The 16,269-nt window shown below is 33.2% G+C and carries 13 protein-coding genes; all 13 read right to left on the bottom strand.

The annotated features are described in order from the left end of the window. Positions 1–587: 587 nt before the first annotated feature. Positions 588–4,421: a GEVED domain-containing protein gene (locus tag Q0975_RS22605; RefSeq protein ID WP_299441069.1), complete on the bottom strand. Its 3,834-nt coding sequence runs from the start codon at positions 4,419–4,421 to the stop codon at positions 588–590. Positions 4,422–4,842: 421 nt separating this feature from the next. Continuing rightward, the gene (locus Q0975_RS22610) at positions 4,843–5,154 is read right to left on the bottom strand and encodes a hypothetical protein (RefSeq protein ID WP_299441072.1); all 312 of its coding nucleotides are present in this window, start codon (positions 5,152–5,154) and stop codon (positions 4,843–4,845) included. 226 nt (positions 5,155–5,380) lie between these two features. Further along, complete coding sequence (locus Q0975_RS22615; protein ID WP_299441075.1) at positions 5,381–6,037, bottom strand: response regulator transcription factor; 657 nt, start codon at positions 6,035–6,037, stop codon at positions 5,381–5,383. Positions 6,038–6,053: 16 nt separating this feature from the next. Then, positions 6,054–6,842, bottom strand: coding sequence for an ATP-binding protein (locus Q0975_RS22620; RefSeq protein ID WP_299441078.1), 789 nt, complete (start codon positions 6,840–6,842; stop codon positions 6,054–6,056). A 667-nt stretch (positions 6,843–7,509) separates the two neighbouring features. Beyond that, positions 7,510–7,914 (bottom strand): hypothetical protein, encoded by a 405-nt coding sequence (locus Q0975_RS22625; protein ID WP_299441081.1) that lies wholly within the window; start codon positions 7,912–7,914, stop codon positions 7,510–7,512. Between the two features lie 422 nt (positions 7,915–8,336). Further along, positions 8,337–9,194, bottom strand: coding sequence for a biotin-dependent carboxyltransferase family protein (locus Q0975_RS22630; RefSeq protein ID WP_299441084.1), 858 nt, complete (start codon positions 9,192–9,194; stop codon positions 8,337–8,339). Continuing rightward, complete coding sequence (gene pxpB / locus Q0975_RS22635) at positions 9,191–9,925, bottom strand: 5-oxoprolinase subunit PxpB (RefSeq protein WP_299441087.1); 735 nt, start codon at positions 9,923–9,925, stop codon at positions 9,191–9,193. Before pxpB ends, Q0975_RS22630 begins: the two co-directional genes overlap by 4 nt. Next, the gene (gene pxpA / locus Q0975_RS22640) at positions 9,922–10,653 is read right to left on the bottom strand and encodes a 5-oxoprolinase subunit PxpA (RefSeq protein ID WP_299441090.1); all 732 of its coding nucleotides are present in this window, start codon (positions 10,651–10,653) and stop codon (positions 9,922–9,924) included. The genes pxpB and pxpA overlap by 4 nt, the downstream gene beginning before the upstream one ends. A 27-nt stretch (positions 10,654–10,680) precedes the next feature. After that, the gene (locus tag Q0975_RS22645) at positions 10,681–11,901 is read right to left on the bottom strand and encodes an Nramp family divalent metal transporter (protein ID WP_299441093.1); all 1,221 of its coding nucleotides are present in this window, start codon (positions 11,899–11,901) and stop codon (positions 10,681–10,683) included. A 58-nt stretch (positions 11,902–11,959) separates the two neighbouring features. Further along, on the bottom strand, positions 11,960–13,093 hold the full coding sequence (locus tag Q0975_RS22650) for a DUF2891 domain-containing protein (RefSeq protein WP_299441097.1): 1,134 nt from the start codon (positions 13,091–13,093) through the stop codon (positions 11,960–11,962). 126 nt (positions 13,094–13,219) lie between these two features. Continuing rightward, the gene (locus Q0975_RS22655) at positions 13,220–14,563 is read right to left on the bottom strand and encodes an ATP-binding protein (RefSeq protein ID WP_299441100.1); all 1,344 of its coding nucleotides are present in this window, start codon (positions 14,561–14,563) and stop codon (positions 13,220–13,222) included. A gap of 4 nt (positions 14,564–14,567) precedes the next feature. Continuing rightward, positions 14,568–15,386, bottom strand: a complete 819-nt coding sequence (locus Q0975_RS22660; RefSeq protein WP_299441103.1) for a peptidoglycan-binding domain-containing protein — start codon at positions 15,384–15,386, stop codon at positions 14,568–14,570. Between the two features lie 206 nt (positions 15,387–15,592). After that, positions 15,593–16,264, bottom strand: a complete 672-nt coding sequence (locus Q0975_RS22665; protein WP_299441106.1) for a hypothetical protein — start codon at positions 16,262–16,264, stop codon at positions 15,593–15,595. Positions 16,265–16,269 lie beyond the last annotated feature (5 nt).

Here is a 16,269-nt window from a genome sequence, read left to right on the forward strand (position 1 = left end):
AAATTTTAACCGTTTTTTTGACAAATCCATGATCAATCAAATAAACTACAGTATAAAACTATTTCGTAATGACTAAACTGTTGATTTTTATTCAATAAGCTTACAACATCCAACCACTATCAAACACAATTTAAACACTGATTACCAGTCACTTACACTCATTTTATTTACAATCACTATTTGTTAATTTTTGTTACACATTATTTTTTGACATAAAAAAACTCCCTTCAAATTTCGAAGGGAGTTTAGTATATAAATTATATCAATATCCCTCAGCGTAGCGAAATAATCACGACGATACTAATGACATTGATACTAATATTCTTTATTGCTTTCATTACCATCTTTTAAATATGGGTTAAAAAAAATCCCTTTACTTACGCAAAGGGATTTTAATATGTTTTATATTATAGATATCCCTTTCATCGCGGTGAAATAATCACGACGTTACTAATGACATTAATAATATTGATGTTGCTTGTTTTCATTTATGTGGTAAATATAACAAATAATATTTCTTAAAAACAAATTCTATATTTTTTTAAAATAAAAAACGAACTACCAAAACAAAAACAAGCTACTTAAAATCAACGTTTTATCAATTTTAGTATTTCAACTGTATTACTTGTCTGTACTTTTACAAAATAGTTCCCCGATTCTGTGATATCACTACCAAAGCTTATTTCTCCAGGGTTTTCATCATAATTCTTACGTATTATCACTTTACCTAGTATATCATAAATAACAACAGTTAACTTATTACCATCTAGTTTAGACGTATCAATTGTAAACACATGGTTAAACGGATTTGGATACAATCGAAGCTTATTTATTTCTGTCTTTAATTTCAGATCAGAACCTCCTACAACAACAGTATAATCTTCATACTCTCCAAAACGCACATCATTTGTACCTGTGTCACAAGGGTTATTTTCTACATCATAATACGATACTAATAAACGCATTCTGGTAGCTCCTGTTTTTGCATTTTGCGGCACAGCTACAGATACATCACCTATAAGACCAGTAGTCTTAGTTAATGTAAAGGTTTCTCCAGAATCCGCAAAATCACCATCTTGGTTCCAATCAAAGAAAGCATAGATCTCATCATCTGTTCCTTGTTGGTAAACAGCAATAGTTACTCTTAGATTATGATTTGTTCCTGCGCTTACATTGGCTGAAATTGATGTAAAATCATCATATCCAGAAGCATTTCTTACCGAAGTATTATTGATTCCTGCAAAGGTAACATTTGTAATCCCTTCTGGACCACCATTTCCTGTTGCAGAACAATAGGTAACATTCGTTTGACAAGGGCTACATGAACCTCCACAATCTACTCCCGTTTCATTACCATTCTGAATACCATCGGTACACGTTGCTCCCGTTGTACCACCAACAATTACCGTATAATCTTCTACTTCGTCTCCTTCTGTTGTACCACAAGGTGATGGGTTACTAGACCATCTATAACGAACCCGTAATCTAGTTGAACCATTTTGGGCATTATTTGGTATTACTACTGTGGCAGATCCAGATCCTGTGCCTCTTGGCTTCATCAAAACCTCTTCTCCTAGATCCTCAAAATCTCCATCTTGATTCCAGTCGATCCAACCTCCAACTACATTAGCGTTCCAATTAGAAGAAACTATCCCAGGAGTAACCGTTAACGTTACTGAAGCTCCTTTTTGAACACTTGTACTCTGAGAAGTGAAATCTGAATAAGCACTATTCTGGCTTGTATTAGAAATTGATCCAAAGGTCACTTCGGCTACATAATTAGTGCCTTGTCTACCAGCATTACAATAAGTTACATTTGTATTACACGGCGTGCAATCAGGACCACCACAATCTACTCCCGTTTCATTACCATTCTGGATTCCATCATTACAGGTTGGGTTTACTGTACAAGGATTACAATCAGGTCCGCCACAATCTACACCTGTCTCATTTCCATTTTGAATACCATCGTTACAAGTTGGGTTTGAACTTCCACCTTTAATAAATACAAAATAATCTTCTACTTCATCACCATTAGTTCTTGCTGTTCCACAAGGCTCAGGGGCAGTATGTATTTTATAACGTACTCTTAATCTGGTGGCACCATTTTTTGCGGTATTAGGTACTACAACTGTTGTTGTTACACCACCGGCACCATTGGTTGTCAATAAAACTTCTTCACCAGCATCCGTAAAATCTCCATCTTTATTCCAATCAATCCAAGCTCCAAAATAATTAGGATCCCAGGATGTGATTCCTGGATTAACCGTTAAAGTAACAGGCTCGCCTTTAGTAACGTTAGTTCCTAGGTTGGTAAAATCAGAATACCCACCATTTTCACTTTTATTAGAGATATCCCCAAAGATAACTTCGGCTATATAATTTGTACCTTGATAACCCGCAGCACAGTAATTTGTAGGCATAGGATCAGAATTTCCATCCGTGATACTAAAATTAGCATTTGTAATATCGAAAAAGATATTATTCGTACCTCTTACCATAATTCTATTTACACCTCCTTCATTGTCTGGTATTGTAATTTGTTGAGAACCATCGTTAGGTACTGCAGAAGCTAATGTTATTGGGTATGTATTTCCACCATCTGTAGATAATAAAATATCAACATTCGCTGCATTCACTCCATTTCCTGTGGTTCCTGCTACGTTCCAAGTTACCGTTTGCGTAGAACCTACTGGCGCATCAAATCTAGTGTTTTGAGAAGTGATCACAAAAGGACCAGCAGTTCCACTTACCGTAATAACAGCATCTTTAGAATCTGTATTACCTCCTCCCGGATGGTTATCTCTTACTGTAAATCTAAAATTCATCGTTCTAGCAACAGAAGGTGTTACCTCCCATTCAGAAGAAGCATTTCCTGCTTTTATCGTAGTAAGATTAGGCATATATCGATTTGGAGATACTGAAGGAGGTTTATAACGGAATACAGGACCGTTAGTTGAATTAGCACGAGGAGGCATAGGAGCTATTTCCTTATCCATTTGGTTCCAAGTATACGTTAGTTGATCAGCCGTATTAGCATCAGTAGCTGATCCTTCTAATATAAATGGAGTAGATCTTGGAATTGTATAATTACCTCCTATATTAGCTGCTGGTGCACTATTACCTATTGATCTTAATGTAGCACAACCTGCTGTGTTTACAATATGATTCCACATTTCATCTATTTGTTTCGCATGAAAAAAAACATATTGCGTATTTTCTGTATTAGGAGCACAGCCTGTATATGCCATGATACTATTACCTCCTCCTGGTTCAACAGCACCTTCGTCAAGACGATTACCACCACATGAGTTATTAAACGAATGGTTAGCACCGAATTGATGGCCTATTTCGTGAACGAATGTGCGAAAGAAATAATCCGCGACAGATGTGAAAGGATGTGCACCTGTAGATCCTTCAGCCTTCCTATCAAGACATACAGCATTTAAAGCCCCACGTCCAGTCCCATCTGAATCTAAAACATGACCAATATCATAGTTAGCATTACCAATTGCAGCATCAAGAACACCTTTAGACTCATTTATAGATATTCCGGTATTACCATGCGTAATACCATCAGTTGCTGGGTTAAGAAAAATGGAATTCAGAATATTAGGTACTAATTCAAACGTAGTTCCAAGATCTCGTTCATAAACTGCATTTACTCTTGTCATGAGTGCATTTAATTCAGTAAGTACTGCAGCTTTTCTTTGTTGAGTTGAACCATTTGTAACACCTGCCTTATCAGTATAAATTTTAGACAATTCTCCCGTTACTGCTATAGCCATCCGGTAGACTCTAAGACGACCATCATTAGCGTCTTTTCTTGCTTTGTTTGATTTTTCAGCTTGCTTTGTACTTTTTTTTGAAGAAGTTTCGGCCGAATTACCAGTTACCTGACAGTCAATTGGTTTATCTGGTTCATCATTTTTTGAAGTAACCATATAGGTCTTACCATTACCAGTAGTAGGTTTGATATCCGTTATTGTAGCATCAGGTTTCATAATCATACCTCTAAAGTTATTATTACCCAAACTAAAATGTACTACTCCACCTTCTCCATTAACCGGTGCGCCAACATACGATTTAATATCTGGGAACTTTTTGGCCAAATCTGGATGTAAAACACTTTTTTCCTTTATACGGTACTTTTTAAATTTTCCGTCTTCGGTAGGCAGCGCGATAATGACATTTGATTTTCCAAATGAATTGAATCTTTTTGGACAATGAGATAAAACTTCCTTCAATTTTTCAACGCTAAGGTTATACGTGTTTTGGTTTAAAGTTTCTGTATTATTCTTTGTGGAAGAAATGTTTTTGTCCTGAGTTGAGTCAAGGTTTTTCGTCCAAAAATTATTGGTTTGTGAGAAACCACAAACAGTTATGAATACTCCTAGGAGTAAGGAAAGTTGATTTTTCATAATTTAAATTTTAATAGTTATCAAAATAGATTAAAGAAATTAGTACATCCTTCTCAATTTGATTTCGAAAGGGGTTGTGAGAGATAGTTAGACAACTGTTTGTACTCTCTAATTTAGTTTTACAATGCTAAGTGTTTGGCTTACTTCATTAGATAGAATTCTAACGAAATAGTTTCCAGTAGCTCTAATTTGTTCACCAACAATTATTTTACCTGGGTTTTCTTTGAATTCATAACCTAGGTTTTAATAGTGACTCGAAAATATCTTGAAGAATCTGCTTCACTATGATTTGTTACATTACCTGTACCTGTAATCATAGTACTTTCATTATCCTCTACGGTAATCTTAGTATTCAAATCGTATAGAACACCCGTAGTCGTACAATGAACATCTTAAAGTCCTCATTAATATTCTTTAAGACTTATAGAACTTTTTCATCGGTAACATTTGTTATATTGCCGTTACTATCATTAAGATATTTTGTATCGTAGACACGAAAGACTACAGGAATGACATATTTCTCTCCTGCTTTATCGTGCCCTTCTCTTTTTAATTGAGCATGTCGTTTAGCTATTTTGTCAAATTCTATAGCTCGCTCTAGAGCTTTAGGGTTCTGTTCATAGTATTCCTGTTGAGCTTTTTCAAACAAGTAACTATTTTGCGTTTGTTCCTGACCGAGAATTGGCCAAAATATCAATACAAGAAGTAAAGATAGAAGTGAGTTTTTTTCCATCGTTAGAGTATAAGTTTGTGTTAGTCCACAAACTTAATTCTATAACAGATGTCTTAATCATACTATCCTAGCAATACCTAAGATTATATTATCAAGATTAACAAAAATTTATTATTTTAACATATAAACAAAAGAAAAAGCATCTTTTTAAATACCAAAAAACAAAGATTTTAATTTTATTGTTAATTAACAAGAATATCAAAATCCCCGTAACCAATGCATATTTTTAATCTAGCTTAAACAAGTTGTTTTTCATGCAATATATTACCAATCCAACTCGAGTTTTAACCTGTAACTTTTTAAAAACAGCCTCACGGTAATTCTCTATTGTCTTAGGGCTTAAGTTCATTTCGCCAGCAATACTTTTATAGGTAAGTTCTGAGCAAGCGTATTTCAAAAAAGTCCACTCTCTATCCGTTAGTTTTTCGGCAAGATTCTTACTAACATCCACTTCAACCTTTTCTGAATATTTCAGTGCAGTTTCTATTTTACTAGAATAATAAAACCCTTGTTCTATAACCATCTTCATGGCAAACTCAAAATTCTCTGGATGAATATCCTTTAACAAATATCCTCTGGCTCCAGCTCTAAGCATTTTGATGATTGTTTCTTCATCATCCTCCATAGTTAATGCCAACACCTTCTGTTCTGGTTGATTTTCTTTTAACCATTGCATGGTTTGAATACCATCCATCACTGGCATTTTTACATCTAGTAAAATGAGTTCGGGTTTTTTTCTTTTGTGTAGATAATATTGCGTGAGTTCTTTTCCGTTTTTAAGGATTGCCAATACCTCATATCCTTCTAAATTAGAAATAAGGCTTTCCAAAGATTGCGCAAAGAGAAGGTGATCATCTACAATAACAACAGTTTTTTTCTTCATTTTCATTTAAATTTCATTATTCCTTATCTTCTTCTTTTAATGGATACTGCAATGTAAGCAATACTCCTTTTCCTGGTTCCGAAACGGACTCTAAACTTGCGTTAACCAAAGCTGCTCTACTTTTCATATTTAACAGACCCGAATTAGCTTGTACAGATTTCATATCATATCCAACACCATCATCCTGTATAATGATCGTAAGATCATCACTCGTATAGTTTAGTTTTACAAATAGATGCGTAGCTTCTGCGTGTTTTATAGTATTTGAGAAAAACTCCTGAATAATTCTATATAAGATAATCTCATCCTTAGGATTAATAACCACCTCTTCCCCTGTTACAGTAAAATTAGGTTCTAGAAAATTAAGCTTTTTAAAACGATCCAATTCTACTTGTATGGATTTCTCTAAGCCGATATTCTGGATAACTTCATGATTTAAAGTTTTAGAGAGGTTTCTGATCTCTTGCAGACTATCGCCTACCAAACCTCTTATATCCTCTACAGATTCTTTGGTTTTTGGTTCTAAATTAGAGCTTAGAATATTGATCTGCATAACCGCTGTAGACAATAATTGACCGATATTATCATGTAACTCCCAACTTACATTCTTAAGGGTTTGTTCCTGAATTTCTAGTTTGGAGTTTTGTAATTCTTCTTCAAATCGCTGTTCCGCTTTAAATCGTTCAAGCAGTAGTTTGTTCTTTCGGCGCTGGAAGGCAACAAAAAATATTATCGCGAAAGTGACTAAAAACAAAATCACCCCAATAAAATAAACTATTAATAAGATTTGTTCTTTCTGAAGCATACTAGAAATCCTATGGTAAAACAAGTATACATAAAAATAATAGAGGTATAAAGAATTGTTTTATGAATTTGAACAAAATCTGGGCTTATATCATCGTGGAAATATCTAAAGTAAATAAAAAGAGGGGTTATGCAAAGGTGAAATATAGAAGCACCGACACCCACATAAAAAACAAAATCCTTATTAAATTCTAATATTTTTTCGCTTTTTAACATCTCAAAAAAATAAAAGAAAACACTCATCAAAATCAAAAAGGTTCCAAAAACCATTACATAAGAAGACTGCCTAATAAAAAACACCTCTGTAATTATCAAATTGACAATAGAAGATAAAGAAAAGATTAATAATAAAATATTTAAAATATTTATTAATTGTTTTGATTTCAAATAATACCTGAAAAACCAGACATAAAATAAAATACTAATAATAGTGTAAATATTATATAACCAAGCATTCTCCGACCAAAAAGTATCCTCTAAAAAACATAAACTTTCATTGTTTTTAATTAGAGTAGGTAACTCTCCAAATAATTCTACAAAAAAACTGAAACATAAAAAATACACAAAATACCGTGTTGCTTTATCAACACGGTATTTATACATATATATAATTCCTACAAAAGCCGCCAAAAACTCAGCGACCGTAAAACTGAATTCTAAAATTTCCATTAAAAATTATTTGGAGGATGTCCGCTATTTCCATGGTTTAAAGGGTCAATATTATAATTATTCTCATCGTCACCTTTCCCATCTTTACCAGATGCTCCAGGACGTGAACCTGTTGCAGCCATAAACAATGTAGAATATCCACGACCCATTTTACACTTAGATTTTGGATAGGCTCCCATATACACTCTAATACCTGGATCTTTAATCCCTTGTTCCTCTGATTCTTGTTTAACAAATGCTAAGTATTCTTCTAACTCCGCAACGGACCAGTGAAACTCACGAGTATCTTCAAAACCGAGTTTTTTATGAAGTCGTTTTCCTCTTTTCTTACACCAGTTATCATGAAGCTCTTTTGCTTCTTCTACATTAATACATTTCTGAGGTCTTTGTACTTTTTTTGCCATAACATTAAATATTTTTTTGGGTTAACAATTGCTAATATATCCAAAATACTGTGTTTTACACAAATCCCTTAACCCTTTTTCTTAATCTATTTACGGTAAAACCATATGTTTAAACACCTAATAATCAACACATTAAATGCTTGTCAAAAAAATTAAAGAAAATAGCAACAGGGTGTTTTCCCCCTGCTGAAACAGGTGGTTTTGCCCCTTACTAAATTCTTATTAACTCTATAACAAACAGATAAGTACTGTTAACTATCAAATATAAACAAAAGCATACATCATAAACAAAGACAAAAACAACCTTTATAAATAAAAAGAATGCTCATTAAATACAAACATCATAATAAAGGAACAAATAAAAAACATGTTTTAGTTTAAAAACAAATCTAGAACATTATCCCTTTTACAACACATCACATTTATAAAAATTCACGTTCAAATCTAATCCGTTCACCTACCCTTTTTTGCGCAATGACATTAATAGCATCTTTTGATAATTGCAAAATTCTAGGATACCCTCCAGTCGTTTGACAATCTCTCATCAAAATAATCAATAGCCCCGATGGAGTTAATTGAACTGTACCTGGCAAAACAGGAGATGACATCATGGAAGAAAGCTCATTTTCTAATTGTCCATCTAATGGAATCGCCATTCTGTTTCTAGTATTCGAAATTGCAAAATCAGTAGTTAACAATAACTCCTTTTGACTATCAGATAACAAATCAAATTCTGGTCCTTCGAAAACACAAATCCTATTCGATTTATTCCAAAAAACTGGCACGTGAACTGAAGAATTAGTTGCCGAAAAATCGACACAATTATTATACGAAATAGTATCATTTTTACGAAGAACAAATGAAGTTGTTATCATGTTATATTGAGATCTACTTCCTAAAAGCATTTCAGATTGAAATCCAGATTTTATTCCTACAAATCCAAATACCCCATCAGTAACATTTTTCAGCTTTAAAACATCTCCTTTTCTAACCCGTAACTGACAGTTCATTTTTTGTTTAGCATCATTCAAAAACGGAACGCAAACAGCTCCGGTAACGGAAACAATTGTATCACCTTCAAATTTTAAAACTGGTGGAATCATAGTCCATTCTATAACCGCACAATTTTCATCATTATTTAAAATTGCATTTGCTAAAAAAAAAGACTTCAAATCCATCGCTCCACTTTTTGGAACTCCATATTTAGAATAACCAAAACGTCCACCATCTTGAATCGTAGTATACAAACCTGAAGCAAATATTTTAACCGATGATATCATATAACATCACTTTCTGGCACAACAATATCGCTATTCGACAATAAACTCATATCGTTATATTGATTTTCACTAATCGATATAAACTGAATCTTATCTCCTGGAGAAGCAAAACAACAGTTATCAGAATTCACATCAAAAAATCGCAACGGAGTCTTACCTATTACATGCCAACCACCAGGACTATCACATGGATAAACTCCTGTCTGATTTCCACCAATAGCAACAGACCCTTGTTCAAGTTTTTGACTAGGAGTAGATTTTCTAGGAGTAACTAATTTTTCATCTAATCCACCTAAGTATAAAAAACCTGGCAAAAAACCTATAAAATAAACAGTATATAATGGAGTAGTGTGTAATGAAATTACCTCATCAATATTCATAGATTTATTCACAGCAAAAGAAGAGAGCTCTGGAGCGAGCGAGTTTGAGTAACATACTGGCACTTTCCACAAACGTTTTTTTCGGACCTTATCTTCAAACTGACCAGAAAACAAGGATTTAAGTGTTAAAATCTCATCATAGACATTCTCTATAGTGGACACATAATAAATTAATAGCGAGTTATATGATGAAATTACCTCAACAATTAGTTCATCATAAAATTTTTCGATTGATTTTTTATAAAAAAGCAGGTTTTCTAGCAAAATTTCGTCAACTTCTGACGGACCTTGAATCAAAATTGCATTCTCTCCGTAGCGCTTATATTGAAATTTGATGTTAGATTTCTTCATTTCAATACAAAATTTCGTTTCAAAAACTCCTTATATAGATACTCTAAAATCTCAACAGATTTTGGATTATCTCCATGCACACAAATCGTGTCAAAATAAATTGACACCTCCTCGCCTTTTATTGTTCTTACTTTCCCCTCAGAAATCATGTTCAACACATGATCCAAAATTATTTTCGGATCCATCAAGACTGCGTTATTCTCAGAACGAGAAACCAACGTTAAATCTTCATTGTAATTTCGATCAGCAAAAACCTCATACTTCACCTCAATATTTTCCTTGCAAATATAAGGAATTAATGAATCTTTAGGAGTTATAATAATTAAACTTTTATCGATATTTTTAACAGAATTAATAATTGCATTCGCAACCTCTTCATTTTTCATAGCTTCGTTATACAATGCTCCATGAGGCTTTACATGGTGTAACTTTCCTCCCATTTCTTCTGTATAATATTTTACTTTTTGAATTTGTTCAGTTAAGGTTTCGACAAGATCTTCATATGAAATATTCATCACCACTCTTCCGAAATTTTCACGATCGGGATATGAAGGATGCGCTCCAATTTTCACTTGATGTTGTAATGCCAAATCAATTGTTTTTTGGATCACTTGATCGTTGCCTGCATGAACTCCGCATGCAATATTACACCATGATATAAACGGCATGATCTGCTCATCAAAACCAGCCTCTTCTCCAACATCAGAATTCAATACTATTCTTTTCAAAATTCTTACTTTTAACAAGGATTTTTCCTACATATTTATCATAACTTTCCAAACACCTCTAAATCCTAAAAAACAAGTAATAAACACAATTAAAAAACCGAGTACATTTTGTTTTAAATTATTAGTAAAATTCCCCAAAATATTCTTCTGATTCATTACCCATAAAAGGAAGATTGCTATGATAGGTAAAAGAAGCCCATTTGCTACTTGGGCAAACCGGATAATTACGATAGATTTTATTCCCAAAGAAGAAAACAAAACACCTAGAAAAAGTATAAACATCCATACTCCTCTAAAGGATTTACTTTTCAATCCATCTTGCCATCCCATACATCCTTTTACTACATAAGCTGCAGCCAAAGGTGCAGTGATTGCAGAAGTAATTCCGGCTGCAAATAACCCTAAGGATAACACATATTTTGCTAAGGATCCAAAAACAGGTTCTAGTCCTTTTGCCAAATCTGCAGCATTATTCACTTCTGTTTGTTGAATAGCTGCACCTGCTATTATAATTGCCATCGAGACTAATCCTCCTAACACTATTGCCACAATAGTATCTTTTCTGGCAATAGGTAGGTCATCTGTAGATTTCCATTTTTCACTCACTATTGATGCATGAAGAAATAAATTATATGGAACAACAGTCGTTCCTATCAACCCAACAATTGTAAGTATTTTATCTGCAGAGAGATCAGGCACAAAACCTTTAAATAACAAAGAAAGATCTGGTTTCGTAACAATTGCAGTTATAATAAATGCAATACTCATAAACAATACGAGTACTACTAAACTACGTTCTAACACTTTATAATTACCTATGTACAATAGTATAAAGGCTATTATCCCAATAGTGATACTCATATAGTTAATGGAGATAGCACCTATCTTCACTATTGGCGATCCTAAAATGGTAGACAACCCTAGTACACCTCCACTAATATTACCCGCTTCGTATGCAGCATTTCCTATAAAAATAGCCGAAAGAATAACTCCAATCAGTATCCATCTTACTATTTTGTTATCGAATTGTGACTTTAAAACTTCACTCAAACCTTTTTGAGTAACAATTCCTAAACGTGCTGACATCTCTTGTAATACAATACATGCTATTATAGATAGCACTAATGCCCATAATAGAGAATATCCAAATTGAACTCCTGCCAAAGTACAGACAGTAACAGTTCCAGGACCAATAAAGGCCGCTGTTACTAATGTTCCTGGACCTATGTTAGAAAACCATTTTTTCACACGTTTATGTTTTTAGTTATTAGTTATGTAAGAATCTCTAGAGTTCAGGTTGATTAAACTATTTAGATTGATCATCAAGTGCATAAATTGCAAAAGATCCTAACCAATGTCCTCCTTCATAACTGTCCCCTACAAGATTAGGTAATGAATATTTTATATGTTGATTTGCAGTATTGATGAGATGTTCATACTCTGGATATTGACTGGCTAAACCATACAACACCCATGCTCTGCTAAAATTAAGACCATCCAAATGCACTAACTTTCCATCGCTACGATCAGAAACCTCTCCTACTTCTATCTTAAAATCATGCTTTTTAAGTTGTGGCATAAAATCACTAATCCACGTATCAAAAGATGCTTTATCTAATACTTTTCGCATTAAATCCACTTCTTCAAAACAAGGAGACAAGAAGTCATATCCACTAGGTTCCCAACCTATTGGGCAATCTGAATCTTTACTATAAAAATCTTTTGCTCTAGAGGAAATGATATTTTTAAGTCTTTCATCTTTTAGGCTATTTGCATAATCCAAAGCAAAGGATAATCCAAATGCGGTATTGGTATGCTCACCTACTCGAATCGGATAGTTCAGCTTTGGCAAAAAATCTATATATCGCTGCACTATCAAATCAGTCAATGGTTGTAAGTTTTGCTCCAGATCTCTTGCGATTGGATCCTCCCAAGTGTGTATTTCTTCTGCAAGTTTTAGCAACCATGCCCAACCATAGGTTCGTTCGTATGATGTACTGTGTTTTCTATTGAAATATGCTATTTCCGCTTCTATATTTTCTTTAGAAATACTTTCAGCAAGTTTCGTTTTTATTTCAGCTGCTTTTTCTATTTCTGGAAAGGATTTTACTAGCTTTACCAATGACCAATGTCCATGAACCGCAGAGTGCCAATCAAAACATCCATAAAATGCAGGATGTAAGACTTTAGGTTCTCCCAAATCTTCTTTACCTCCTATAGTTTGTCCTAATTTATTTGGATACTCCGTATGGATACAGGCTAAAGGCAATTCTGCCAAAGTATTTGCCTGTTCTTTTGTTAATTTTAAAGGCTTTTCTATAACAACTTTAGGAGCATCCTCTTTGACTAAAGATGTTTCTACTACCTTACTAGTGTTGTTTTCTGAAGTATTACAAGCTGCAATAATCATCAAAAAAAACAAAACAGTTAATCGATTCATGTGTCAATACTTTTAAACTTTTTCATCTAGAAAGATGATTCCTTTTTAAAAATATTGATTTCCCAGTGTTAATCTATATGATTGTTAATAACATAGGTAAATAGTTTATAACCTCTTAAATTCGGATTATATGGTAACCATTTTACCCTCTTTAAGGTATTCTTTTTTAATACCTTCTAACATAGTTTCAAGAAGAATTGATTCATGTTTAGATGCTATCGTTTTAAGACAAATATATTGTACTATATTAATAATATTCGCTCCGGTTAGCGCATACTTTTTTGAGACTTCCTCCAAAGAAACACTCTTGTCCAATGCTATTTTATCAGGTAAGTTTTTCTTCCAAAGTGATAGCCTTTCTTTATACGATGGGTTTTCGAATTCTATAATGGATTGAAACCTACGGGTAAATGCTGTATCAATATTATTTTTGAAATTTGAAGCTAAAATAACCAGTCCTGGATGTGCTTCAATACGTTGTAACAGATATGATACTTCTTGATTGGCATACTTATCATGAGCGTCCCTCACATTAGTACGTTTTCCAAAAATAGCATCTGCTTCATCAAAAAACAAAATCCAAGATTTGTTTTTTGCTTTGTCAAATAGTTTGGATAAGTTTTTTTCGGTTTCACCTATATATTTTGATACAATCATAGATAAATCAATGCGATATACATCTTTACCTGTGAATTTTCCTAACAAGGTAGCAGTAAGTGTTTTTCCGGTTCCTGGAGGACCTGAAAAAAGAATACGATATCCAGGTTTGATTCTAGATTTCATATTCCAGTCATTCAATACAATATCATTATAGTTCAACCAGGTTTCGATCTCCTTTATCTGCTGTAATGTTTTACTCTGAAGTACCAGATCATCCCAGTCCAATTCGGTATCTATTCGTTCTGCTGGGAAATCCTTACTCATGGTAGGTTTCAATATTTTACCCGTAGTAAATAATTCTATGTATTCTTCATCCATCGTCAAACGTCCGCTCATTCTAGGTTCCCCTGTCGGTATCATATCTAAATACAATACACCTTCTCTCCTAAAAAGATGATCCTCATAAAACATTTCGGTCAACTGAATTCTTTTCTGAATATTATTTCCTCCTATAATAAACTGTACTGTTTCTCCGGTTGGTATAATTCCTCTATGATTTTTGCCTTTAACTCCTCCAAATTCTGGTAATTCTCCTCCATTAGGTAAAAAATCAGAGATGATCGTTGTAAAAAAATTAGGTGAAATATGAGGAACAATAGCTAGTAATAAAGTGATTACTTCTTCTAATGATAACTGTTTTTTTCTGACAAATGTTGAAAATAACGAGTTATCCGATACAATAGTATCAAATTTTGGAAAAACAGGTATTTCACTAGTGTAATTATCTTTTAAACGATACTCAATCACTTCTCTTAAAAATGATAATTTACTATCGAAATGAATTGTATTCTGAGCTAATGCTTTTTTCATCTTTTTATACTAATGGTTCAATAGAAAACACATCTATTTTAGATCTTCTAAAACTTCTGGTTCTTTTCATAACCGCTACCCCATTTCTAGAACCTTGGTGATTGGTATTCCCTTCTATAGTTTCGATAACATCTCCCTCTATTGCTGTTATCACACCAGTATGCGTCCAATCTAAACGTGATTTTTGAATTAGAAATATATCTCCTTGTTTTATGACAGAAGGATCTTTTCTTATTTTACTAAATCTGGATAACAATTCCTTCTCCAAGCCTGTGTTGCCTACTGTATCGCAACTATAGGTAAGCGGCATCAGTTTTTTGAAATTTTTCCCCAACGCGCTTGCGGCTTGATCTAGTATAGCTTGTGCAAAACCCATACACCAAAACCAAGGAGATCCATCATGACCATCCATATAACTTCTTACCCAAGGACCACTATTGGATTGTCCCTGTATTTCAAGTTCAAAAGGGTGTTGCTGTAAATGATTTTCTGATACTTCAACCATCAAATCTCTTAAATTATTACTTATTAAAGGTTTTTCAAAAGCTTCTTTCAAACCAAAAGAGAGTGTATTAAATAATTCTTGATCAACAATACCAGTTTTTGTTAGGTTATTAAAACTCTGGAAGTTCTTTACGGATCTTTCTGTAGCAGGGCCGAAATCTCCATCAATTCCCGTTGCTGTGCCACTACTTGGATTCCTGATAGAAAACAGTGTTAACCAGGATTGAATTTTCATTACATCCTTTTTGTTGTTTTCAGTTCCTCTTCTTTTCTGAGTAGCTTTAATAACGAGTTCCTTCTGATATGCTGTTTTTTTCATAACCCTATCTTATTTAAAAACATAAAGTTAACCTTATTTAACTAGTTTTTCATGAGGTAAAAGACTCATCTTTTTAGGGGTTTTTTCCTACAAACTGCGCTATTAATGAATAGAAAACACATATTCAGAAGTGTTATACTAACAACAGAAATAGTTTTATGACCTCAACCTATATCTATATGAAAAAATTACTTTTAAGTCTAAGTTTATTTTTTTGATTCTAGTATCAGAATCTCCGGAAAAAACTTTGAATAAAAAGCCATTGAATTTTGAATATCTAGTTTTATTCCTTCAAATTCTGACGAGCTAAAATCTACATTTGTGAAGTAGTATTGCCAACCCCAAAAACCTTTCGTAAAACATAATTTATCAATATATTGTGTGACATCTATAGTCATTGGGATAGGTTTATATCCTTGACGAAATAACCATAATTTAGTAGTTAAAACATTTTCTTTAGAAATTTCAATACACACGCAATGAACATTATCTTTTTCAAAATAATCCAAAATTTTCAACCTCTTATATAATGAAAGATCATTCATCGGTGTTTGTTCATCCCATATTTCGTTTTCCCAAGACCTCCCATCATATCCTTTGAACATATTATAAAAAGAAAGAATTTCTACATTTTCTTCTATCAACGTATTTGCTGCATTTAATTCATTAGTCCTATAATTCCATATCAATTTAAAACCATCAAATTCAGAATAAAAACCTTTAACCTCATCCGGTATTGCTAATTCGTATTCTTTAGAATAATCCATAAAATCCTCGGAGGAAATACCTATTCCTTTTTCAAAAACAACATCTGAAATAGAGGATAAACTACTCAGTTCGGCTATCAATCCTTTTATCTTTTTTAAATAATTACTCATAATAC

The organism is uncultured Aquimarina sp. (genome assembly GCF_947500065.1).
Classification (GTDB): domain Bacteria; phylum Bacteroidota; class Bacteroidia; order Flavobacteriales; family Flavobacteriaceae; genus Aquimarina.